This is a genomic window from Brachybacterium equifaecis (assembly GCF_023509525.1).
GTDB lineage: Bacteria > Actinomycetota > Actinomycetes > Actinomycetales > Dermabacteraceae > Brachybacterium > Brachybacterium equifaecis.
This window is the reverse complement of record NZ_JAKNCJ010000002.1, coordinates 116,587-138,457: the sequence shown is the minus strand read 5'-3', so window position 1 is coordinate 138,457 and position 21,871 is coordinate 116,587. Positions and strand designations below refer to the sequence as shown.

Here is a 21,871-nt window from a genome sequence, read left to right as displayed (position 1 = left end):
GCATGAGCGAGAGCATCAAGGACCTCGGCGACGTCCCGTCCTTCCCGGCGGTCTATGCGGCCGCGCTCACCCGTCGGCCCGGCGCGAAGCGCGCCGCGGACCTGCCGGAGATCACGCACCGGGTGCGCTCGGTGCGGATCGATCCGGAGCGGGCAGCGGCTTTCGACCACCTGATGGGCGGCCCGGCCACGGAGCTCGTCCACCCCGGTGTGCTGCACGTGCTCGCGTTCCCGGTGAGCCTGTCGCTGATGGCGCGCACGGATTTCCCCGCGCCGCTGCTGGGGCTCGTGCATCTGAAGAACAGCGTGCTGCAGCATCGGCCCGTGCGCGTCGGCGAGTCGGTGGACGTCGAGTGCCGCGTGCGGAACCTCGCCCCCCATCGCAAGGGCCGCACCTTCGAGGCGGTCACCACGATCCTCGCGAAGGACGGGCAGATCGTCGCGACCGACGTCTCGACGTATCTGGCCAAGGGCAGCGAGGGCGCGGGTCCCGAGACGCGCCGTCGGCAGGAGCAGAGTCCCTCGAGCGGCAAGTACGGCCCCGCTCCCGGTCGCTCCGGCGGGAAGGCTGGATTCACCCCGCCGGCGCCGACGGCCCGGTGGGCCCTCGATGCCGGCACGGGCCGCCGCTACGCGGAGGTCTCCGGAGATGCGAACCCGATCCACATGTCGGCGCTGTCGGCGCGGCTGTTCGGGTTCCCGAAGGCGATCGCGCACGGCATGTACACGGCCTCGCGCGCCTTCACCGAGTCCCGGCCGGATCTGTCGCGCCCGCTGCAGTGGGACGTCTCCTTCGACGCGCCGGTGCTGCTGCCGAGCGCGGTGCTGGTGCGCTACGAGGACGATCCGGTCACCGACTCCACGCACTGCGTGGGCTGGCAGAGCGCGCGCAGCGGCAAGCCTGCGCGCCGGCACTTCACGGTGGATGTGACCGCACTGGTGTGAGCGGCTGGGCGGTGCCAGGGCGCTGAGATTCCGGGAAGCCGGGATCCCGAAATCGCTGGCATCGCTCTGCCCGCTCCGGCATGCTTTGGCCAGGAGCGGAAGAGGGAGCGCGGATGGAGACGGACCGGGATTTCGAGGGTGCGGTGGAGGCCCACTGGAGCCTGAAGCAGGAGGATCCGCGCGCCATGATGGGCGCGCCCCGGGCGGGACTCTGGTCGATCCATCCCGAAGGGTCTGCGCACACGACCGCGACCGGCGCCTACACGAAGGGTCTCGTGCTCGAGCGGATCGGCGAGTGGCCGGTGCCGGAACCGATCCATCACCTCGCGAGGATCGATGGCGCGCCCCGCGGCTGGCAGTGGGAGGAGCGCGAGGATGGCAGAGGCCGACTCGTGGAGGTTGACGATCCGGAGTGCCTGATCCAGCCGCCGGCCCCGGGAACGCCGCACGCGCGGCTCGCACCGGTGCTCGACGCGTTGCAGAGCGCCGGATTCGTGCCGGATGCCCTGCCGTTCTCCCTGGGTGACCTCGCCGACGCGGTCGTGAACGATCAGCTGGAGGGTGCGATCCTCGAGCGCACAGTGCTCGGCGCCCCGCGCGGCCGTTCCGCGTTCCCCTTCCATGAGTTCGAGGCATTCAGCAGTGGGGGTGCGCTCGCGCAGCGGGACGCGGCCGAGGCGGTCGCGAGACTGCGGGACGTGCTGGAGACCTGCTCCGTGGTCGCGGCGGAGCGGTGGGGCCGGATCGCTCTCGTGGAGATAACGCGGGAGCTCGCGATCATCGCAGAGCCCTCGCCGATCGGCGGCTGGACGTTCTCGCCGGACGCCCACGCGATCGGGGACTGGCTGGATCTGACGGTCCGCGAGCTCGCCGAGGGCCGCGGGCAATTGGTGGTCCTCGCACGACGCTTCGCGACGAGCCCGGAGGTGCGCGAGGGCGAGGACGGCTCCCTCGAGTCGGTGCATCCGGTGACGGAGAACCCGTGGGTGCTGTTCGTCGCGGACCGGGGCGTGCTCACCCAGTGGCACTTGAAGCTGAGCGCCGCGATGCCCGGCGAGGACGAGCGCGGCCTGAGCGTCCCCTGAGGCGCGCGAGCGATGCGGCTCGAGTGTCGTTCGAGGCGCATGAGCGGCGCGGCCGATGGCGCGATCGAGCCGCACACCTGCGCATCTCCTAGGCTGGGACGATGACCTCCACCCCCGCCTTCCCGTCCACCGCTGCAGCCGGCGCCTCCGCCGCGGCGGATCAGACCGACCGTCTCATCCTCGCCATGGCCCGGGACGAGGCAGGCTGGGACGACGAGACGCTGATCGTGATCGTCGATGACGAGACCGGTGCGCTCACGCAGGAGGCTCTTCTCAGTGCCCGATCCGGTGCGCAGCCCGGTCGGCCCGTGCTCCTGTGGAACGCCTCCCGTTCGCGCTCGGTCGCCTTTGCCGAGCTTCACGCCGACGCGCTCGGCTCCGGTTCGCTGCGCATCGGGGGCATCGACGGAGCGCCGACGGATCTCGGGGAGATGACCGCCGGCGCAGGCGGCGAGGGCCCGGTCGTCGTGCTGATGCGCCTGCCGAAGGCGCTCGCCGCCCTCGACCACCGCGCTGCCGAACTCGCCCGCGCCGCAGGCGCAGGGGCCGAGAAGCGCGCGCTCGCGATCGTCGCGGGCGGCCGCGTCAAGCACATGACCCGCACGCAGAACGAGGTGCTCGAGCGTCACTTCACCGACGTGTACGCGACCCGTGGGCTTGGGAAGTCCCGCTGCCTCGTCGCCACGGGACCGTCCACGCAGAGCACGGGCGCAGCGCAGGAGGCCTCCTCCTCGCAGCGGAAGCTCGCGATCCGCGGGCAGCAGCGTCCGCTGCAGCTGCGCGGCATCGGCGGAGTGTTCGGCGGAGCGAGCGCCGACGCAGGCAGCCTGCTGCTGCTCGGCGCCCTGGACGAAGCGCTCGTGGCCGACGCCGCTGCTCCCGCAGAATCGGGAGAGCGCGAGCCCGAGGGCCTCATGGCCGTCGACCTCGGCTGCGGCAACGGGCTCATGACCGCCTACCTCGCGCAGTCCTTCCCGGGCGCCCGCATCCTCGCCAGCGACGATGACCTCGACGCCGTCGCCTCCGCGCGCGCGACCCTCGCCGCGAACGGCCTGGAGCGCAGCGGCATCGAGGTGACCTGGGACGACTCGATCTCCTCGGCGCCGAGCGCGAGCGCTGACCTCGTGCTGCTGAACCCCCCGTTCCATGAGGGCGCCGCGATCGACGCGACCCTCGTGCACGGCCTGCTCGATGCCGCCGCGCGCGTGCTGAAGCCGGGCGGGGTGCTGTGGTTCGTGCACAACTCCCACCTGCGCTACCGCCACGAGCTCGCCACGCGGATCGGCCTCACTGAGCAGGCCGCCCGCGATCGCCGCTTCACCGTGCTGCGCGCCCAGAAGCGGGCCGCGGGCGATGCCGGGCCGTCGGCCCCCGCGGCGCACGGAGAGACGGCGCCGCCGACGGGGCGTGCGTCGGGCGAGGCGAGCGCGTCGGACCAGTCGAGCGCGTCAGGCGAACGGGAGCTGACTCTCGGCGAGCAGCTCGACCGGGCGCGGGGGAACTGAGGAGCCCGAGCGTGATCTGCGCTCCCTCCCGCCCGCCTGACAATCCGTTCGTCGGTGGGGGAGCCTAGGCTCGGTCGCTCAGAGTCCCAGGAGGGTGAGCGGTACGTGAAGAACCTGTTCGTGGCTGTCGAAGGGCCGATCGGCGTCGGCAAGACGTCGCTCATGCATCGTCTCGCGGAGCAGTACGGCCTGCGCGAGGAGCGCGAGCTCGTCGCGGAGAACCCGTTCTTCTCCTCGTTCTACGCCGACATCCCGCGGTGGGCGTTCCAGACCGAGATGTTCTTCCTGACCAGTCGCTACACCCAGCTGCGGGACCTCGGGCAGGACGCCCGCGGAGTGGTCGCCGATTACCACATCCACAAGAACCTCATCTTCGCCCGGCGCACGCTCGGCCCCGCCGAGCTCGACAAGCTCCTGCGGGTGTACGACGTGCTGACCGAAGGGCTCATCCAGCCCGATCTCACGATCTTCCTCGACGCCGAGCTGCCGGTGCTGCGCGAGCGGATCGCCCTGCGCGCCCGCGAGGAGGAGGTGCTGATCCAGGATCAGTACCTCGAGAACCTCCGCGCCGACTACCGCGACTATTACGAGTCGCTCACCCGCAGCGGGGGGAACGCGCTGTTCCTCGACACCACCGGCACCGACTTCGTGCACGACGAGGCGGATTTCGCGCGCATCCTCGAGACCATCCGCACCGCAGCAGGAGAGACCCGATGAACCGCGAGGACATCCCCCAGGACGCCGTCATCACCGTCGCCGGGACCGTCGGCATCGGAAAGTCGACGCTGACCGCCGCGCTCGCCGAACGGCTCGGGTTCCGCACCTCCTTCGAGAGCGTGGACGGCAACCCCTATCTCGAGCGCTTCTACGACGACTTCGAGCGCTGGAGCTTCCACCTGCAGATCTACTTCCTGGCCGAGAGGTTCAAGGAGCAGAAGCGCATGTTCGAGTACGGGGGCGGCTTCATCCAGGACCGCTCGATCTACGAGGACGTCGACATCTTCGCGAAGATGCACGAGGAGCAGGGCACGATGAGCCGCGAGGACTTCGCGACCTACTCGGAGCTGTTCAGCGCGATGGTGATGACCCCGTACTTCGCGCGGCCCGACGTCCTCATCTACCTCGAGAGCGACCTCGAGGAGGCGCTGGCGAGGATCTCCCGCCGGGGCCGGCAGATGGAGATCGAGACGGACATCGCCTACTGGCGCGGTCTTCACGCCCGCTACGAGCGCTGGATCAGCACCTTCAACGCCTGCCCGGTCGTGCGCGTGAACGTGCGCGACTACGACCTCATGGAGGGCCCGCACACCCTGGACCCGCTGGTCCGGACGATCGCGCGCACCATCCGCACGCACCGCGAGGTCGACCCGCGGCGCAGCTGACCCCGTCGCCTCGGCCCGTCGGCCCGTCGGCCCTCGGCGGCGCGATGCGCGATTCCCCGAGGCGGCCCCTCAGGGCAGCAGCGGGAGCCCCGCGCGCAGCGTCCCCAGCAGGTGCGCGATCACCGGGCCCCGGTCGGTCTCGACGACGAGATCGACGTTCGGCTCCCTGCCCCAGCGGCCCAGCCAGTCGCCGACGACCTGGCCGCGGGTGAGCGTCCCCGCCAGCTCGACGTCCACGGCGAGCGGCGCGGTGCGTGCGAGCGCGGGGGAGAAGGCGTGCGCCACCACGAACGGGTCGTGCACGTGGGACATCCACCCGAAGCCGTCGGCCTCGTGGAACTCGAAGTACCAGCGCAGCGCCTCGGTGAGCACGGGAATCACCGGGTGCGCGCCGAGCGCCCCGATCGCCTCGAGGGTCGACTGGTCGAAGGTGACGGTCTCGGTCGCATCCAGCGGCGCGAGCACCGGGCGCCGGTGCGCTGCGCTGAAGGCGGCGAGGACCCGCTGCGCGGCCTCGGGATCCACGGCCACGTTCCACTCGGTGGTCGGCAGGGTGTTCCCGCGGTGGTTGATCGCCCCGCCCATGATGTGCAGGCGCTTCAGCAGCCGGGGCAGCTCGGGCTCGATGGCGAGGGCGAGTGCAAGGTTCGTGTGCGGGCCGATCAGGAGCCCCACCAGCTCGCCCGGGTGCGCGCGGGCGGCGTCGACCCAGAGCTGCGCGCCGGAGCGGGGATCGCTCTCGCGCGCGGGATCCGGGAGGGTCGCATGGCCGGTGCCGGCCGGCCCGTGGGTGTCGTCGGCGAACATGGGCGGCTCCTCGAGCGGGCCGTCCGCTCCGCGCGCCACGGGGGCCGTGAGCCCCAGCATCTCGCTCAGCGCCAGGTTGCTGCGCTGCACATGGTCCACGTGCACGTTGCCGCCGGTGGAGACGATCCCGACCAGCTCGAGGTCCTTCTCCGACGCCGCGCGGGCCGCGAGGTAGGTGAGGGCGAGGGCGTCATCGATTCCGGTGTCGCAGTCCAGCAGCACGGGGATGGGGCGAGGGGTGGGGGTGTTCGTCGAGGTCACCCGCCCCATCGTAGAGATCGGGGATTCCAGCCACGGACGGCGAGCGCCCGACGCGGGCGCACGGCGGGGGCGCCCAGCAGATGCTGGACGCCCCCGCCGGCGAGGAGCGGTGCGCGGGTCAGTGCCCGTGCGGCGCGCCGCCCTCGGAGTCGGCCTCACCCGGATTGCGGGTGATGAACAGGGCGAGGGCGGCGGCGCCGAGAGCGAGGAAGATCCCGATCACGAACACCCCGGCAGTTCCCGAGGCGATGCCCTTGGCGGGCGAGCCGCCTGCGGCCTGCACGCGCGCGGCGCCGGCGGTCATCAGGGCCACCATGATCGCGGTGCCGGCGGCGCCCGCGACCTGCTGGATCGTGCCGACGATCGCCGAGCCGTGGCTGATCAGACGGGGAGTCAGCGACCCCAGCGCGTTCGTGAACAGAGGGGTGAACACGCACGCCAGACCGATCGAGATCAGCAGGTGCCCGGCCACGATGTGCCAGATGGGCGTGGTGGTGGAGATCGTGGACAGCACGAGCATGCCGCCGGCGACGACCACGAGGCCCGGCACGAGCAGGGGGCGCGGGCCGACGCGGTCGTACAGGCGGCCGACGAACGGCGCCGCGAGGCCCATCAGCAGACCGCCGGGCAGCATCATCAGGCCGACCTGCAGGGTCTCCAGGCCCAGCGCGTTCTGCAGGTAGATCGGCAGCAGCACGATCATCCCGAACATCGCGCCCATCATCAGCACCATCAGCGCGACCGAGAGCGCGAAGTTTCTCGAGGCGAAGGTGCGCAGGTCCAGCAGGGCGCGGTCCTCGCGCTGCAGGGTGCGCTGGCGCAGACCGAAGACGATCAGCGCGAACACGCCGATCGCGAGGAAGACCCAGGTACTCGTGGCGATGCCCGCGGGGGCGCCGTCGGCCGACGCTCCGTGGCCGCCGCCGCTCAGCCCCGAGAGCCCGTAGACCAGGGTGCCGAAGCCGATGCCCGAGAGCAGGAACGAGAGCACGTCGACCTTCGAGGCGACGGGCTCGCCGACGTTCTCGATGCGCCGCATCCCGAGCGCCAGCGCGCCGATCGCGATCGGCAGGACGAGCACGAACAGGAAGCGCCACGGCAGGACCGACAGCACGAGACCGGAGACTGTCGGGCCGACGGCGGGCGCCACCGAGATGACGATCGAGATGTTGCCCATCACCTGGCCGCGGCGGTGCACCGGGACCAGGTTCATCACGGTGGTCATCAGCAGAGGCATCATCACCGCGGTGCCGGAGGCCTGCACGATGCGGCCGGCGAGCAGGGGTGCGAACGAGGGGGACGCCGCGCAGATGGCGGTGCCCGCGCTGAACAGGCTCATCGCGAGGAGGAAGACGGCGCGCGTCGAGAAGCGCTGGATGAGGAAGCCGGTCACGGGGATGACCACGGCCATCGTCAGCATGAACGCGGTGGTGAGCCACTGCGCGGTGGAGGCTCCGATGCGGAGATCCTCCATGATGTGCGGCAGCGCCACGGACAGGATCGTCTCGTTGAGGATGACGACGAATGCGGAGACCAGCAGCAGGGTGATGACGCTGCGGTCGCGCGGGGAGAGGCGGTCGGACGCGGGGGAGGCGGGGAGGCTCGCGCTGGGCGCGGAGGAGGAATTCACGTTCGGGATTCTAGGGCGGGTGCCGCCCGCGCGAACTGTCCGGGTCGGCGGATCGGACCGGCCTGTGAGCAAGCGCTCGCGGGGTCGATAGGCTCCCGCTCATGGGGGCCGCACCGACGATCATCGCCGACGCCGATCAGATCGAGGAGCTGCTCGAACACGGCGCGGAGGTGCTCGGGCTCGGCGAGCCGACGCACGGCAGCGCGAACGTGCTCGACTGGAAGGTCGGCCTCGTGCTCGAGCTCGCACGGCGGGGCCGACGGATCGTGCTCGCCCTCGAGGAGTCCGTGCCGGTCGCCCGGGCGACGGATGCGGTGCTGCGCGGCGCCTGCGGGGCGGATCCTTTCGATGCCTGGAGCGCGGGCAGTCGGCTGTGGAGGACCGAGGGGTATCGCGAGGGGCTGCGGGCGATCGCCTGCTGGAACGGTGCGCGGTCTCCGGCTGACCGCATTGCGCTCATCGGCGTCGACATCCAGCATCCGGGCCGTGCCGCCGCGGATCTGCTGGCCGCCGGGGTGCGGGCCGAGGTGCTCGAGCGGATCGCCCAGGGCGGAGGAACGGGAGCGCGCGGCGGTGTGCAGGCCGGGGACATCCCGGTGCTCGTCGCGCTCGTGTCGCGGCTCGAGCGGGAGGGGAGGGCTGAAGCGCTGCTGCTCGCCCGCGTCCTCCACCGGCACGCGCTCGCCTACGTGGCCGAGCCCGATCTGGCGGGCCTCTGGCGGCGAGACGGCTTCATGGCCCAGACGCTGCTCGAGCAGCGGGGCGGAGCCGGGGGTGGGGACGGGGCTGGTGCCGGAGCCGAGGGTGGGGCGATCACAATCCTGTCGGCCCACAACGAGCACATCGCGTGCAGCGAGACGGGTTTCGGGGGCCCGACCATGGGATGGGCGCTCCGCCAGGAGCTGGGGGAGAAGTACGTGAGCATCGGCGTGCTGTGCGGGGACGGGGAGTGCAGAGCGATCGACCCCTCCAGCGGCTCGCGGGAGTACCGCAGCCTCGCTCTGCCGCCGCTGCGGGAGGGATCGACGGACGAGCAGCTCGCTCGGCGCGGCGAGGTGCTGGTGCGCGCGCAGGAGGTCCCGCATCCGGGCCCCCGCAGGTTCATCGGCTGGATGCTCGATTCTCGCGACGCGGAGGCGCAGCCCGAGGCGTACGAGGTCCGTCGTCCCATCAGCGATTTCGATCTCCTGAAGCACTTCCCCCGCAGCGAGGCGGACCGCAGCGCCTGAACGTGAGGGTGAACTGGAATCCGGAAAGTACTTGCCAAAATGGCAAGTGCATGGTGTGCTGTGCATGTCGACGCCCCCCGCGGCCGAGACCGATGCAGCCGCAGCCCCCGGAAAGGGCGCGGACCGACCACACCTGGAGGACGATTCTGATGACTCGCAGCACCCCCGACGATCCCCGCCCTGACGATCTTCGCCCCGACGATCTCCGCCCCTCAAGCGGCGCCCCGCTCGATGCCGAGCAGGCGCTGCGGAGCCTCGCCGAAGCCGACCGGCTCCGCGCGAGCGCCCCGCGTGCCTCACTGCCGAGCGCCTTCATCACCTACGCGGTGCTCTGCGTGGTGGGCAGCATGACCACGATCGGCCTGCGCCTCGCGGGCCTCATGCCGGAGACCCCCGGCTTCTCGCCGAAGCTGGCCGTCCTGGTGTCCGCCTTCACCTGGATCTTCGTCGGCATCCTGCCGTCCGTCCTCGTGCGGGATGTCTGGCGCCGCGGATTCGCGCGGCGCTGGGTCGTGATGATTCTGCTGTGGTCCCTGCTCTGGATCGCCGCCGTGACCCTGGCGGAGACCCGACTCGCGCTCGTGATCGCGCCCCTGTTCCTCGTACTGTTCATGATCGCGCTGACGTCCGAGATCGCAGCGCGCACGAAGTCCGTGGGTGCAGGTCACGCGCGTTCCGTCGGCACACGGTCGGGCGGCGAGCGGTGACCGGCCCGGCTGGGGAGCACCCTCGCTTCCGCCTCGAGTCCGAGCTCGCCCATCCCGTGCGCTTCTCGATCATGGCCGCGCTCGCCGCCGTGGAGAACATGGCGTTCGGAGATCTGCGCGATGAGCTCCAGGTGAGCGACTCGGTGCTGTCCAAGCAGACCGCCGAGCTCGAGCGGTCCGGATTCGTGGAGGTCGCCAAGGGGTTCGTCGGCAAGCGTCCGCGCACCACGCTGTCTCTCACCCGGGACGGGCTCGCGCGCTGGCGGGGGCATCTGGACTCGCTGCGGCAGATCACCGCCGGGAGCCTGGGCGGCCGGGGGGCTGGGAGCTCGGGCGGCTGAGAGATGGACTGCCCGCCCAGGCCAATCTCACCAGGCCGAATCAGGTGCAGCGCGGCGGGTGATCCGCAAAGTCCTCGGTGCAGGAGCCGGTCGCGTGGACCAGTCCAGGTCACCGGCCCCTGGGCCGAGGATTCTGCTGGAGGCGCGGGGCGCCGAGGGCGGGCGGCCAGTGCTCCGGGGTCGGGGTGCGCACACGGCAACGGCGAGCAGGCCTGGCGCTGCGTTCGTGAGCCCGCCATTGTGCATGTGCAGCAGACTCGTCGGTCCAGGGGCCGCTCGCGTGCACCAGTGCACGTCACCGGCCGCTGGACCGAGGACTTTGCCGGCGCCGCCTCCCGCTCGCGACCGCCCCGCGTGCACGCGCCCCGCTCGCGACCACCCCGCACACAGCTGCGCCCCGCCGATCTGGTCGGCGGGGCGCAGCGTGCAGGGCAGGGCAGAAGCTGTTCGAGCGGGGCTCAGCCCACCATCGAGCGCAGCACCGAGGTGAACATGCGCAGCCCGTCGGTGCCCGTGCGGGTGCCGGCGCCGGGCTCGTCGGGGCCGAAGCCGGCCTCGACCGCGTGCTCCGGGTGGGGCATGAGGCCCACCACGTTGCCGTAGGCGTTGGTGATGCCGGCGATGTCGCTGCGGGAGCCGTTGGGGTTGCTCTCGAAGCCCTCGGGGCCGTGGGTCGCGCCGGCCGTGTAGCGGAACACCACGCGACCCTCGCCCTCGAGCTCCTCGAGGGTGCGGGCGTCGGCGACGTACTGGCCGTCCTGGTTCTTCAGCGGCACCCGGATGATCTCGCCCTCGGTGAACTCGGTGGTCCACGCGGTGCGGGTGCTCTCCACGCGCAGGGGCTGATCGCGGCAGATGAAGGAGCGGTGCGCGTTCTTGATCATCGAGCCGGGCAGCAGGTGCGACTCGCACAGGATCTGGAATCCGTTGCAGATGCCCAGCACGGGCAGGCCGCCGCGAGCGGCGTCCACGACCTTTTCCATGACGGGAGCGAAGCGGCTGATCGCGCCGGCGCGGAGGTAGTCGCCGTAGGAGAATCCGCCCGGCAGCACGATCGCGTCGACGTCGGCGATGTCCTCGTCGCCGTGCCACAGCGCCACGGGCTCGGCGCCGGCCAGCCGCACGGCGCGCTGGGCGTCCCGGTCGTCGAGGCTGCCGGGGAAGGTCACCACGCCGATGCGCATCAGGCGCCTTCTTCCTCGAGGACCTCGATCTGGACGACGTCCTCGATCACGGGATTCGACAGGAGCGTCTCGGCGGCCTGGCGGATCATGGCGAGGGCGGCATCATCGGCCGGGCCGGCGAGCTCGAGCTCGAAGCGCTTGCCCTGGCGCACGGAGGCGACGCCCTCGAATCCGAGGCGGGGGAGAGCGGAGGCGACGGCCTTGCCCTGCGGGTCGAGGATCTCGGGCTTGGGCATGACGTGGACCACGACGCGTGGCATGGGATCTCCTGGCGAGGGCTCGGGTGGATTGCCCCCTCATCCTATCCGCTGGGGTGCGCGCGAGGATGTCGGGCACAGCGGGTCGACCCGGCGCCCACAGGCGCGGACGGGACGCCCGGGTGCGCGCGCGGCGCTGCAGTGGCACCCTGGAGGCAGCCCGCCCGCACCGCGACGAAGGAGATCCCATGAAGATCCAGCACCTCGGCCACTCGTGCCTGCTCGTGGAGGCCGCCGGCACGCGGATCCTGGTGGATCCGGGCGGCTTCTCCGACGCGGAGGCCGTGCGCGCCCTGCGCGATCTCGACGCGATCCTGCTGACGCACCAGCATCCCGATCACGCCGACCCCGATCTCCTGGCCGACGTCCTCGCGGCCTTCCCCGACCTCCCCGTCCACGCCGAGCCCGAGACTGCCGAGGCGCTGCGCGAGGACGACGGCTTCGCCGATGCCCGGGAGGCCGGAGGCCAGGTGAGCGCGCTCGCGCCCGGGAGCTCCGCGACAGTGGGCGCGCTGGAGGTCCGCGCCGTCGGCGGCCGACACGCCGTCATCCACCCCGACCTCCCGGGGATCGGCAACTGCGGCTACGTCATCACGGCCGACGGGGAGCCCCGCCTCGGCATCACCGGCGACTCCCTCGAGGCGGTCCCCGAGTTCGAGGGGATCGACGCCCTCGCCTTCGCCGTCGTCGCGCCCTGGTCGAAGGTGTCCGAGACCGTCGAGTTCCTGCGGGCGACCGCCCCGAAGGTGGCGCTGCCCGTGCACGATGCGGTCGCCGCTCCGGAGGGGCGCGAGATCTTCCTGAAGCACGCCGCGAACCTGTCGCCCGAGGCGACGGAGCTGCGCGACTGGCCCGAGGATCGGAGCGTCGAGATCGCGCTCTGAGCCGCGCTCAGAACTCGCGGCCGGTGAGCCTCTCGTAGGCCTCGACGTACTTCGCGCGCGTGCGCTCCACGACTTCCGCCGGGAGCGCGGGCGGGGCCTCGGCGCCATGGCGGTCCCAGCCCGAGGCGTCCGAGGTGAGCCAGTTGCGCACGTACTGCTTGTCGAGGCTCGGCTGCACGACGCCTTCGCGGTATCCGGCCTGATCCCAGAAGCGTGAGGAGTCCGGGGTCAGCACCTCGTCCCCGAGGGTGAGCGCACCTCCCTCGCGGGAGAAGCCGAACTCGAGCTTGGTGTCGGCGATGATGATCCCGCGCTCGGCGGCGATCTCCTGCGCGCGGATGTACACGGCGCGCGTGAGGCGGTCGAGCTCGTCCACCAGCTCCGATCCGAGCTGCTCGCGCGCCTGCTCGACGGTGATGTTCTCGTCGTGCTCTCCCTGCTCCGCCTTCGTCGACGGGGTGAAGAGCGGGCGCGGAAGGCGGGAGGCCTCCGTCAGCCCGGCCGGCAGCGCGTGCCCGCCCACGGATCCGGTGCGCGTGTAGTCGGCGAGGCCCGAGCCCGTGAGATACCCGCGCACGATGCACTCCAGCGGCACCATGTCCAGGCCCCGGCACCGCAGTGCCCGCCCGCGCACGGCGTCCGGGACGTCGGTCGCGGAGAGCACATGGTTCGGGACGATGTCCGCGAGCTGCTCGAACCAGAACAGCGAGATGCCCGTGAGCAGCCGGCCCTTGTCCGGGATGCCGGGGCTCAGCGCCGCGTCGTACGCGCTGATGCGGTCGGTCGCGAGCACGAGCACCTCGGTCGCGCTCGCGAGGTCCTCGCCCGCGGGGACGTAGAGGTCGCGCACCTTGCCGGTGATCGCGTGGTCCCAGCCCTCGAGGTCCGGGGCGGTGATGAGAGGTGCGCCGGCGCTCATGCGGTGGCCTCCTGCTCCGCGGCGCGCTGGGCGATGTCCGTGCGGAACCGGGCGCCTTCCAGTCCGATCTGCGCGATGCCCGTGAGTGCCTGCTCGCGCGCCGCCGCGAGAGAGCCGCCCCGGCCGACGACCGCGAGCACTCGGCCGCCCGCGCTCACAAGGGTGCCGCCGTCCAGCGCGGTTCCAGCCTGCAGCACGCGCGCCCCCTCGCGCTCTGCGGCCTCGATGCCGGTGATCGCATCACCCGTGCGGGCCGAGGCGGGGTACCCCTCGGCGGCGAGCACGATCGCGACCGCGGAGTCCGCAGACCACGTCGGCGCGGCGGCATCCGCGAGGCCCTGAGTCGCCGCCGCCAGCAGCAGATCGCCGAGCTCGCCCTCGAGCCGCTCCAGCACGACCTGCGTCTCGGGGTCCCCGAAGCGCGCGTTGAACTCGATCACGCGCACGCCCTGCGCGGTGAGCGCGAGACCGCAGAACAGCACGCCGACGAACGGGGTGCCCTGGGCGCGCATCGCGTCCAGCGTCGGCTGGGCGACGGTGCGCACGACCTCGGACGCGAGTGCGGGGTGGGCCCAGGGGAGCGGGGAGTAGGCGCCCATGCCGCCGGTGTTCGGGCCCTCGTCGTGCTCGAAGGCGCGCTTGAAGTCCTGAGCGGGGGCGAGCGGGACGGCGCGCTCGCCGTCGCACACGCAGAACAGGGAGACCTCGGGGCCGTCGAGGTACTCCTCGAGGACCACGCCCCCGCCCGCCTCGATCACGGACCGGCCGTGCGCGAGAGCCTCGTCGACGTCGGAGGTGACGACCACGCCCTTGCCTGCGGCGAGGCCGTCGGCCTTCACCACGAAGGGGACGTCGCGCAGGGGGTTCACGCGATCCAGGCCCGCCGCGAGGCCCTCCGCCTCGCTGACGGTCACGGAGGCGGCCGTCGGCACGCCCGCCTCGCGCATGATCTCCTTCGCCCAGGACTTCGAGCCCTCCAGGCGCGCGGCCGCGGCCGAGGGGCCGAAGACCGCGATCCCGCGCTCGCGCAGGGAGTCCGCGAGGCCCGCGACGAGCGGCGCCTCGGGGCCGACGACGACGAGATCGACCGCGAGCTCCGCAGCGAGGGCCGTGAGGGCGGGGATGTCGGTGAGCGGCACGTCGTGGCAGTCGGCCAGCTGCGCGATCCCGGGATTGCCGGGTGCTGCGTGCAGGTCGTGGGCGGCGGTGTCGCGGGCGAGGCGGCGGGCGATGGCGTGCTCGCGGCCCCCGTTGCCGATGAGGAGGATCTTCACGCAGGCCAGCGTAGCGGCGGCGGGCTCCTGCCCGAGGAAGCCGCGCGGAGGCTCCCCCGATAGCATCGCGCCATGCGCCTTCGCCTCGACCTCGCCTATGACGGCACCGGATTCTCCGGATGGGCCGCGCAGCCGGGGCTGCGGACCGTGCAGGGCGAGCTCGAGAAGGGACTCGCGCGGATCTGCCGGCAGGAGCCGTCGGCCCTGCGCGTCGTCGTCGCCGGCCGCACCGACGCAGGCGTGCACGCGAGCGGCCAGGTGGTCCACCTCGATCTCGAGGACGCCGTGTGGGAGTCCATGCCCGGCCGCAGCGACCGGGCGCCCGAGCTCGCGATCCTCGACCGGCTCGCCGGAGTGCTGCCGAGCGACATCGTCGTGCGCGAGGCCCGCGCCGTCCCGCCGGAGTTCGACGCCCGCTTCTCCGCTCTCTCGCGCACCTACCGCTACCGCATCAGCGACTCCGTCGCCTCGCGCTCGCCGATGCGGCGGGACGTCGTCCCCCACCGCCGCGCCCTGGATGCCGATGCCATGCACGAGGCCGCGCAGACGCTGCTCGGCGAGCACGACTTCCTCTCCTTCTGCAAGCCCCGCGAGGGCGCGACCACGATCCGCACCCTGCGCGCGGTGCGCTGGGAGCGGGTGGACGCGGATCCGCGGCTGGCCGACGCGGGCCTCGTGGTCGCGACCGTCGAGGCCGACGCGTTCTGCCACCACATGGTGCGCTCCATCGTCGGCGCGTCCGTCGCGGTGGGGGAGGGGCGCGGACGCCAGGGCGGGAAGGCCGACGCCGCCTGGATGGCCGCGCTCGTCGCCACCCCGCGGCGCGACGCGGCGGGGACGGCCCCGATGTTCGCCCCCGGGGGACTCACGCTCGAGCACGTCGGCTATCCGGCCGACGACCAGCTCGCGGCGCGGGCCGAGGAGGCGCGCGCCACCCGCGGCGAGACCTGGGTGCGCCCGGAGCCCGCGCCCCGCGCGTGATCCCGCTCGCACCTGCGGCCCCGGGGCGTTCGAGCGCGTTGACCCTGCTCGCCGCGGCGGACTACCATGACGAGTCGTCGTGCCCAGATGCGCACCCGAACCGCAGCCGATCTCACGCCGGCGCGAGAAGGGTTCCTCACACGCATCGCGGAGTCGCTGGTCCTGCCGTGCAGGATGCTCTCCGGGCCCGACGATCGGCCATGCTTTAACCGAAGGAAGCGTGTCCACGGTCCATCATCGATTCGCGGTCCGGCCTGCGCACCTACGCGCAGATCACCCCGGTCCGCACACGACGAGAGAAGAAGGCAGAGTGCGTACGTTCACCCCGAAGCCCGACGAAGTCGAGCGTTCCTGGTACGTCATCGACGCAACGGATGTCGTCCTCGGCCGGCTCGCTTCCCAGGCTGCTCAGCTGCTGCGGGGCAAGCACAAGCCGGTCTTCGCACCCCACGTGGATGCAGGCGACTACGTCATCATCATCAACGCCGGGAAGGTCGCACTGACCGGCAACAAGCGCGAGGCCAAGCTGGCCTACCGCCACTCGGGCTACCCGGGCGGTCTGCGCGGCATCCCTTACTCCGAGCTGCTCGAGAAGCGCCCGGATCGTGCGGTGGAGAAGGCCGTGCGCGGCATGCTCCCGAAGAACAAGCTGGCCACCCAGCAGCTCTCGAAGCTGAAGGTCTACGCCGGCGCGGAGCACCCCCACGCAGCCCAGAAGCCCACCCCGTACACCCTTTCCCAGGTGGCGCAGTAAGCGGGTGAGCCCCGCGCTCGCCCCACTGCACGGAACATAAGAGGAGAACCGTGACCGAGACCACCATCGCTGAGGAGCTCGACTCCGTCACCGACGAGTCCGCCCCTTCCAGCTTCACCACCGAGTCCACCGAAGAGTCGGCAGTCGGCCGCGGCCAGTCCGTGACCGCTCCCGGCTACGGCACCGGCCGCCGCAAGGAGGCTGTCGCTCGCGTCCGCCTCGTGCCCGGCACCGGTGAGTGGACCCTGAACGGCCGTTCGCTGGAGAACTACTTCCCGAACAAGGTCCACCAGCAGGAGGTCAACGAGCCCTTCAAGCTGCTCGACCTCCAGGGCCGCTTCGACGTCATCGCCCGCATCCACGGCGGCGGCGCGTCCGGCCAGGCCGGTGCGCTGCGCCTGGGCATCGCCCGTGCGCTGAACGCGATCGACCTCGACAACAACCGCGCTGCCCTCAAGAAGGCCGGCTTCCTCACGCGTGACGCCCGCGTCATCGAGCGCAAGAAGGCCGGTCTCAAGAAGGCCCGCAAGGCGCCTCAGTACTCGAAGCGCTGATCCGCGGGGCTGCGGCCCCCAGGTCTCGCTGCGGCACTGCTGCAGAAGCGGCCCTCGACCTCACGGTCGGGGGCCGCTTCGCTGCGTTCGGGCGCCGGGCGCGGGCACCGGGCACTGGGCGCCGATCGGCCGCCCCGCGACGGGCCGACGGGCCGGCTCCGCCGGCGCGACCTACGCGAGCAGCTCGCGGATGTCGTCGGCGGTGATGCCGCTCATGAAGGCCTTCCCGCCCTCGGTGAGGGAGTCGAAGAGGGCGGCCTTGCGGTTCTGCAGGGCGAGCACCTTCTCCTCGATCGTGTCCTGGGCGACCATGCGGAACACCATCACGGTCTTCTCCTGGCCGATGCGGTGGGCGCGGTCCACGGCCTGGTTCTCGGCGGCCGGGTTCCACCACGGATCCAGCAGGAACACGTAGTCGGCCTCGGTGAGCGTGAGGCCGAAGCCGCCGGCTTTCAGGGAGATCAGGAACACCGGGGCATCGCCATCGCGGAAGCCCTGCACCACCGCGCTGCGGTCCCGGGTGGAGCCGTCGAGGTAGGCGTAGGGCACCCCGCGGATCTCGAGCTCGGCCGCGACGTGGCGCAGGTAGGAGGTGAACTGGCTGAACAGCAGCACCCGGTGGCCGCCCCCGAGCACCTCGTCGAGACGGTCGAACAGGGCGTTCAGCTTCGAGCTCTCCACATCGCCGTGCTGCTCGGCGTCGACGATCGAGGGGTCCAGCGCCATCATCCGCAGCAGGGTCAGCGAGCGGAACACGATGAAGCGGTTGCGGTCCAGATCCTCCCGGATCAGGCCCAGCACCTTCTTGCGCTCGCGCTGCAGCACGGAGTCGTACAGCGCCCGGTGCTCGGGCTCGAGGGTGACCGAGAGGATCTGCTCCTGCTTCTCCGGCAGCTCCTTCGCCACGACCTCCTTCGTGCGACGCAGCATGAAGGGCTTCACGCGGGCGCGCAGCACATCCATCCGATCGGGATGCTCCCCGGTCTCGATCGGCAGCGTGTAGCGCTGGCGGAAAGCAAGCGGCGAGGAGAACAGTCCGGGGGCGGCGAGCGCGAGGATCGCCCACAGGTCGTCCAGCGAGTTCTCCATCGGGGTGCCCGTGATCGCGAGCCGGAACCCGGCGCGGATGCGGGATGCCGCCTGGTGGGACCGGGAGCGGCGGTTCTTCACGAACTGCGCCTCGTCGAGCACCAGGCCGTCGAACTCGCGAGCGGCGAACTCCTCGTCATCGATGCGCAGCACCGTGTAGCTCGTGACGACGATGTCCGCGCCGCGCACCTCCTGCGCGAGGCTCGTGCCGCGGGCGCGGCTCGTGCGGTCCAGCACTCGCACGCTCAGTCCCGGGGTGAACCGCTCGGCCTCCGCGCGCCACACCGGCAGCACGGAGGACGGCGCGACCACCAGGAAGGGCGGTGTGCCGGCCGCGGCTGCGCCGGCCGACGGGGCGCCGCCGACCTCTGCGGATGCCTGCGCCGACGCGTCCTCGCCCGCCCTCTCGCGGGCATGCGCGATGAGGGCGAGCGTCTGGATGGTCTTGCCGAGGCCCATGTCGTCGGCGAGGATCCCGCCGAGGCCGTGCTCGTACAGGAAGGCGAGCCAGGCGAAGCCCGAGAGCTGGTAGGGGCGCAGCTCCGCGTGCAGACCCGCGGGGAGCGCGGGCGCCTCGATCGACTGCACGTCGCGCAGTCGGCCGACGCTCTCCTCCCAGGCGCGAGCGGCGCGCGCCTGGTCGGCGATCTCCACCAGGTCCTCCCAGAGGTCGACCTGGTAGCGGCTGATCTCCTGGTGCTCGGGGTTCCACTCGGCGAGCGCCTCGCCCTCGCGTATCAGCTCGCGCAGCGCGTCGAAGGCGGGGTTGTCGAGCGAGAAGTAGGTGCGGTCGGGCATGAGGAGCTTCGTCTTCCCCTGCGCGAGCGCGACGAAGAGCGTGGGGAAGGGGATCTCACGGCCGTCGATGGTGATCTGGAAGCCCAGGTCGAACCAGTCGTGCTTCCCGGGGGACTGCGTCTGCGTGACGCGCACGTGCGGGGCGCCGTCGAGCTCGCGGTAGGCGTGGCGGGTGCCGGTGATCTCCGTGCTCACGTGGTCGAGCTGCCCGAGCGCATCGAGGACGTGCTGGGTGAACTCCGCGGTGTCCGACCCGGAGAGCACCTCCGGGGCGCTGCCCCCGGCTGTCGGCCACAGCATCCGCGCCCGCGCGAGCACGGCGTCCTCGTGGGCGAGGTCGCGGCGCACGCCCTGGCGCTGGTCCATCGGCAGGCGGCGAGAGGGGTCGTGGTACTGCCAGGACCAGGTGAGCGTGAGGCGGTCGCCGTCGGCGTAGCTCGCGGACAGGCGCAGGGTCGCGGGGCGGATCGCGGGCATCTCCACGCTGCCGTCGCTGCTGGTCACCGGGGCGATCGCGCGCAGGCGCGGGTAGGCGACCTCGAGGAAGTCGGTGCGCTCGGCTGCGGGGACGACGAGCGGCTCAGGGCGCTGGAACAGGCGCTGCAGGGCCGTCGGCACGGGGGAGCCGACGGGCGCGATGCGCGCGGCGAAGCGAGCGCTCGCGCGTGCGGCGCGGCCGCCGGCGCTTCCCGCGCTCCCCCCGGGCTTCTCGCGGGTGGCGCCCTGCGCGCCGGGATCGAGGGGCATGAGGTCGATGACGCCCGCTGTGCCCAGCGGCTGGGCATCCGGAGCGGTCTCGCCGCCGATATGGATGCGGGGGACCACCCGCAGCGCGTCCGACTCGTCGGCCAGGAGGTCGACCTGCACCGAGGCCGGGGGAGCGAGCTCGATGCTCGCGAGGATGCCGTCGGCCAGCAGCTGGACGCCGACGTCGCGGGCGTGCGCGAGGGACTGCCAGATCAGCGGGGTGCCGATCGAGTTCAGCCACAGGTGCTCGATCGTGCCGGAGGTGTAGGAGCGCTCGGAGGAGGCGGAGGCGAAGATCCGGGTGAGCGCCTCCGCGTGGGCGGGCACGTAGGCATGCCCGCCCACGCGGTACTCGAAGGAGCGCCAGGAGAGCCCGGACTTGATCCAGGTGCCCTTCTTGCCCATCGTCATGGGCCGCATGCCCAGCCACAGCTCGGCGCCGGCGGCGAGGTGCTCGGGGGTCGCGCTCTCCCGCCGGCCGCGGGCGCCTCCCGCCTGCGGGGGAGCGGCCTCCAGCTCGAAGCGGATGGCGAGGGCCTGGGGGACCTGCTCGCTCGCGGCCTCGGCGAGCAGGGGCCGCAGCACCGTGCGCCATTCCGCCGGGGGGTTGCTCGCCTTCGCCGCGCGCCCCTCCTCGTCGAGGTGGTAGAGCATCGCGGCGACATGCTTGCAGTCCCCGCCGATCGGGCACGTGCAGCGCGAGTGCAGGGGGCGCCAGAGCCCGCCCGCCTCCTCCTGCCAGAAGCGCCGCGAGACGGCGTCCTCCTCGTACTCCGCGAGCACCGCCTCGGTGAGGTAGTCCTGGGGATCGCTGCCGGAGACGTCCGCCCGCACCGCGCGGCGCTCCGGATCCCACTCGAGCTCCCGCACCCGCCCGCCCTTCGCGTAGGCGAGGCCGCGACCGGCGGCCTGCGCCCCCACGAGGTGGGTGATCACCGAGGGCGGGACGTGCGGCAGCGCTCCGTGCGTCGCGCCGGGTCCGGAGGGCTGATCGTCGGCAGGCATACCCTCCAGGCTACCGAGTGCCCGCCCCGGCGCGAGCCGCCTCACGCGGGGCCGGGCCGAGGGCCCCGCCTCTCAGGCCGGGAAGGGGCAGGGAGATACCCTCCTTCCTATGCCCGCCGCAGTCCGATCGCGGGCGCCGGACCATCGGAAGGACCTCTGCATCATGGCTCGACTCTTCGGCACGGACGGTGTGCGCGGCCGCGCGAACGTGGACATCACGGCGGAGCTCGCCGTCGAGCTGAGCGTGGGCGCCGCCCACGTGCTCGCCACGTTCGGCGCCTTCGACGGCCAGCGCGCCCGCGCGATCGTCGCCCGAGACCCGCGCCCCTCGGGCGACTTCCTCGCCGCGGCCGTGTGCGCGGGTCTCGCCTCCGCCGGCGTCGACGTCGAGGATGCGGGGATCCTGCCCACCCCGGGCCTCGCGCACCTGGTGAAGGAGTCCGGCGCCGACCTCGGCGTGATGATCTCCGCTTCGCACAACCCTTCGGCCGACAACGGCATCAAGTTCTTCGCCCGCGGCGGCACGAAGCTGCCGGACGAGGTCGAGGACGCGATCGAGGCGCGCCTCGGCGAGACCTGGGACCGCCCCCAGGACACCGCCGTCGGCACCATCACCCGCTACGAGAACGCGGTCCAGGAGTACGTGGACCACCTGGTCTCCACGATCGAGCGTCCGCTGACGGGGCTGACCGTCGTCGCCGACTGCGCCAACGGCGCTGCCTTCGAGACCGGACCGGCGGCTCTGCGCGCCGCGGGCGCGACGGTGCATGTGATCGGCGACCGCACCGACGGACTGCAGATCAACGAGGAGTGCGGCTCCACGCACCTCGGCAAGCTCCAGGCGAAGGTCCGCGAGGTCGGCGCCGACATCGGCGTCGCCTTCGACGGCGATGCCGACCGCTGCCTCGCAGTGGACGGCGATGGCGATCCGATCGACGGCGACCAGATCATGGCGATCCTGGCGCTGGACATGAAGGAGCGCGGCCAGCTGCACGAGGACACCCTCGTCGTCACGGTCATGAGCAACCTGGGACTGAAGCTCGCGATGGCCGAGCACGGGATCCGCCTCGGCCAGACGGCCGTCGGCGACCGCTACGTGCTCGAGGAGATGAACCTCGGCGGCTTCTCCCTCGGCGGCGAGCAGTCCGGCCACGTCATCATGGCCGCCCACGCGACCACCGGCGACGGGGAGCTGACGGCCCTGCACCTGCTGCAGCGCATGGCCGAGACCGGCAGGAGCGCCCGCGAGCTCGCGGACGTCATGTCCCGCATGCCGCAGTCCCTCATCAACGTGAAGGGCGTGGACAAGACTCGTGCGACGATCGACCACGGCATCCACGAGGCCGTGCTCGCCGCGGAGAAGGAGCTCGGGGAGACCGGACGCGTGCTGCTGCGCCCCTCGGGCACCGAGCCGCTCGTGCGCGTGATGGTCGAGGCGGCCGACCAGGCGACGGCCGACGGCATCGCCGAGCGCCTCGCCGGTGTCGTCAAGGAGCGCACCTCGCTCTGACCGCGGGGATCGAGCGCAGCGAGC

Annotated in this window: 20 protein-coding genes; 13 read left to right on the top strand and 7 right to left on the bottom strand. The window is 72.2% G+C overall.

Annotated elements, in window-relative coordinates:
• Positions 1-2 precede the first annotated feature (2 nt).
• The 5 genes from Bequi_RS05090 to Bequi_RS05070 all read left to right on the top strand — a co-directional run bounded on the left by Bequi_RS05090 (position 3) and on the right by Bequi_RS05070 (position 4,916).
• Positions 3-944, top strand: coding sequence for a MaoC/PaaZ C-terminal domain-containing protein (locus Bequi_RS05090; protein ID WP_249736884.1), 942 nt, complete (start codon positions 3-5; stop codon positions 942-944).
• 113 nt (positions 945-1,057) lie between these two features.
• The gene (locus Bequi_RS05085; protein WP_249736883.1) at positions 1,058-2,029 is read left to right on the top strand and encodes a hypothetical protein; all 972 of its coding nucleotides are present in this window, start codon (positions 1,058-1,060) and stop codon (positions 2,027-2,029) included.
• Between the two features lie 101 nt (positions 2,030-2,130).
• Complete coding sequence (locus Bequi_RS05080; protein ID WP_249736882.1) at positions 2,131-3,534, top strand: class I SAM-dependent methyltransferase; 1,404 nt, start codon at positions 2,131-2,133, stop codon at positions 3,532-3,534.
• Between the two features lie 105 nt (positions 3,535-3,639).
• Positions 3,640-4,251 (top strand): deoxynucleoside kinase, encoded by a 612-nt coding sequence (locus Bequi_RS05075; protein ID WP_249736881.1) that lies wholly within the window; start codon positions 3,640-3,642, stop codon positions 4,249-4,251.
• A complete protein-coding gene (locus Bequi_RS05070; protein ID WP_249736880.1) occupies positions 4,248-4,916 on the top strand; it encodes a deoxynucleoside kinase in 669 nt (222 codons plus the stop codon). Before Bequi_RS05075 ends, Bequi_RS05070 begins: the two co-directional genes overlap by 4 nt.
• 69 nt (positions 4,917-4,985) lie before the next feature.
• Here the strand turns inward: Bequi_RS05070 and Bequi_RS05065 are convergent, their stop codons facing one another.
• Together Bequi_RS05065 and Bequi_RS05060 are read right to left on the bottom strand one after the other, a co-directional pair.
• On the bottom strand, positions 4,986-5,984 hold the full coding sequence (locus tag Bequi_RS05065; protein WP_249736879.1) for a nucleoside hydrolase: 999 nt from the start codon (positions 5,982-5,984) through the stop codon (positions 4,986-4,988).
• A gap of 118 nt (positions 5,985-6,102) precedes the next feature.
• Entirely contained in the window at positions 6,103-7,614 is a 1,512-nt protein-coding gene (locus tag Bequi_RS05060) for an MDR family MFS transporter (RefSeq protein ID WP_249736878.1), read from the bottom strand.
• Positions 7,615-7,715: 101 nt separating this feature from the next.
• Between Bequi_RS05060 and Bequi_RS05055 the strand changes: the two genes are divergently transcribed.
• The 3 genes from Bequi_RS05055 (at position 7,716) to Bequi_RS05045 (ending at position 9,891) form a co-directional block, all read left to right on the top strand.
• A complete protein-coding gene (locus Bequi_RS05055; RefSeq protein WP_249736877.1) occupies positions 7,716-8,843 on the top strand; it encodes an erythromycin esterase family protein in 1,128 nt (375 codons plus the stop codon).
• Between the two features lie 149 nt (positions 8,844-8,992).
• Positions 8,993-9,550 carry a hypothetical protein gene (locus tag Bequi_RS05050; protein WP_249736876.1) on the top strand — a complete coding sequence of 186 codons (558 nt, stop codon included), beginning with the start codon at positions 8,993-8,995 and terminating at the stop codon, positions 9,548-9,550.
• Entirely contained in the window at positions 9,547-9,891 is a 345-nt protein-coding gene (locus tag Bequi_RS05045; RefSeq protein WP_249736875.1) for a winged helix-turn-helix domain-containing protein, read from the top strand. Before Bequi_RS05050 ends, Bequi_RS05045 begins: the two co-directional genes overlap by 4 nt.
• A gap of 458 nt (positions 9,892-10,349) precedes the next feature.
• Here the strand turns inward: Bequi_RS05045 and purQ are convergent, their stop codons facing one another.
• On the bottom strand, positions 10,350-11,075 hold the full coding sequence (gene purQ, locus Bequi_RS05040; RefSeq protein WP_249736874.1) for a phosphoribosylformylglycinamidine synthase subunit PurQ: 726 nt from the start codon (positions 11,073-11,075) through the stop codon (positions 10,350-10,352).
• The gene (purS, locus tag Bequi_RS05035; protein WP_249736873.1) at positions 11,075-11,335 is read right to left on the bottom strand and encodes a phosphoribosylformylglycinamidine synthase subunit PurS; all 261 of its coding nucleotides are present in this window, start codon (positions 11,333-11,335) and stop codon (positions 11,075-11,077) included. Before purS ends, purQ begins: the two co-directional genes overlap by 1 nt.
• Before the next feature lie 185 nt (positions 11,336-11,520).
• Here purS and Bequi_RS05030 point away from each other — a divergent pair, with 185 nt between their 5' ends.
• Positions 11,521-12,216 (top strand): MBL fold metallo-hydrolase, encoded by a 696-nt coding sequence (locus Bequi_RS05030; protein ID WP_249736872.1) that lies wholly within the window; start codon positions 11,521-11,523, stop codon positions 12,214-12,216.
• Positions 12,217-12,223: 7 nt separating this feature from the next.
• Here Bequi_RS05030 and Bequi_RS05025 read toward each other — a convergent pair whose 3' ends face one another.
• Positions 12,224-13,135 carry a phosphoribosylaminoimidazolesuccinocarboxamide synthase gene (locus Bequi_RS05025; RefSeq protein ID WP_249736871.1) on the bottom strand — a complete coding sequence of 304 codons (912 nt, stop codon included), beginning with the start codon at positions 13,133-13,135 and terminating at the stop codon, positions 12,224-12,226.
• Entirely contained in the window at positions 13,132-14,409 is a 1,278-nt protein-coding gene (gene purD / locus Bequi_RS05020; RefSeq protein ID WP_249736870.1) for a phosphoribosylamine--glycine ligase, read from the bottom strand. The genes Bequi_RS05025 and purD overlap by 4 nt, the downstream gene beginning before the upstream one ends.
• A 72-nt stretch (positions 14,410-14,481) precedes the next feature.
• Here purD and truA point away from each other — a divergent pair, with 72 nt between their 5' ends.
• The 3 genes from truA (at position 14,482) to rpsI (ending at position 16,698) form a co-directional block, all read left to right on the top strand.
• The gene (gene truA, locus Bequi_RS05015; protein WP_249736869.1) at positions 14,482-15,390 is read left to right on the top strand and encodes a tRNA pseudouridine(38-40) synthase TruA; all 909 of its coding nucleotides are present in this window, start codon (positions 14,482-14,484) and stop codon (positions 15,388-15,390) included.
• Positions 15,391-15,700: 310 nt separating this feature from the next.
• Positions 15,701-16,144, top strand: coding sequence for a 50S ribosomal protein L13 (gene rplM, locus Bequi_RS05010; protein ID WP_249736868.1), 444 nt, complete (start codon positions 15,701-15,703; stop codon positions 16,142-16,144).
• A gap of 50 nt (positions 16,145-16,194) precedes the next feature.
• Entirely contained in the window at positions 16,195-16,698 is a 504-nt protein-coding gene (gene rpsI / locus Bequi_RS05005; protein WP_249736867.1) for a 30S ribosomal protein S9, read from the top strand.
• A gap of 171 nt (positions 16,699-16,869) precedes the next feature.
• On the opposite strand, the gene Bequi_RS05000 is transcribed toward rpsI, so the two are convergent.
• On the bottom strand, positions 16,870-20,337 hold the full coding sequence (locus Bequi_RS05000; RefSeq protein WP_249736866.1) for a DEAD/DEAH box helicase: 3,468 nt from the start codon (positions 20,335-20,337) through the stop codon (positions 16,870-16,872).
• A gap of 163 nt (positions 20,338-20,500) precedes the next feature.
• On the opposite strand from Bequi_RS05000, the gene glmM reads away from it, so the two are divergent.
• Positions 20,501-21,847, top strand: a complete 1,347-nt coding sequence (gene glmM / locus Bequi_RS04995) for a phosphoglucosamine mutase (protein ID WP_249736865.1) — start codon at positions 20,501-20,503, stop codon at positions 21,845-21,847.
• The last annotated feature ends 24 nt before the right edge of the window (positions 21,848-21,871 follow it).

Excerpts from the sequence above, each read along its gene's own strand:
- Bequi_RS05090 (WP_249736884.1), top strand. The coding sequence starts at position 3 with ATGAGCGAGAGCATCAAGGACCTCGGCGACGTCCCGTCCTTCCCGGCG.
- Bequi_RS05070 (WP_249736880.1), top strand. The coding sequence starts at position 4,248 with ATGAACCGCGAGGACATCCCCCAGGACGCCGTCATCACCGTCGCCGGG.
- Bequi_RS05025 (WP_249736871.1), bottom strand. The coding sequence starts at position 13,135 with ATGAGCGCCGGCGCACCTCTCATCACCGCCCCGGACCTCGAGGGCTGG.
- Bequi_RS05080 (WP_249736882.1), top strand. The coding sequence starts at position 2,131 with ATGACCTCCACCCCCGCCTTCCCGTCCACCGCTGCAGCCGGCGCCTCC.
- Bequi_RS05055 (WP_249736877.1), top strand. The coding sequence starts at position 7,716 with ATGGGGGCCGCACCGACGATCATCGCCGACGCCGATCAGATCGAGGAG.
- Bequi_RS05000 (WP_249736866.1), bottom strand. The coding sequence starts at position 20,337 with ATGCCTGCCGACGATCAGCCCTCCGGACCCGGCGCGACGCACGGAGCG.
- glmM (WP_249736865.1), top strand. The coding sequence starts at position 20,501 with ATGGCTCGACTCTTCGGCACGGACGGTGTGCGCGGCCGCGCGAACGTG.
- purS (WP_249736873.1), bottom strand. The coding sequence starts at position 11,335 with ATGCCACGCGTCGTGGTCCACGTCATGCCCAAGCCCGAGATCCTCGAC.
- Bequi_RS05030 (WP_249736872.1), top strand. The coding sequence starts at position 11,521 with ATGAAGATCCAGCACCTCGGCCACTCGTGCCTGCTCGTGGAGGCCGCC.
- purQ (WP_249736874.1), bottom strand. The coding sequence starts at position 11,075 with ATGCGCATCGGCGTGGTGACCTTCCCCGGCAGCCTCGACGACCGGGAC.
- Bequi_RS05085 (WP_249736883.1), top strand. The coding sequence starts at position 1,058 with ATGGAGACGGACCGGGATTTCGAGGGTGCGGTGGAGGCCCACTGGAGC.
- truA (WP_249736869.1), top strand. The coding sequence starts at position 14,482 with ATGCGCCTTCGCCTCGACCTCGCCTATGACGGCACCGGATTCTCCGGA.
- Bequi_RS05050 (WP_249736876.1), top strand. The coding sequence starts at position 8,993 with ATGACTCGCAGCACCCCCGACGATCCCCGCCCTGACGATCTTCGCCCC.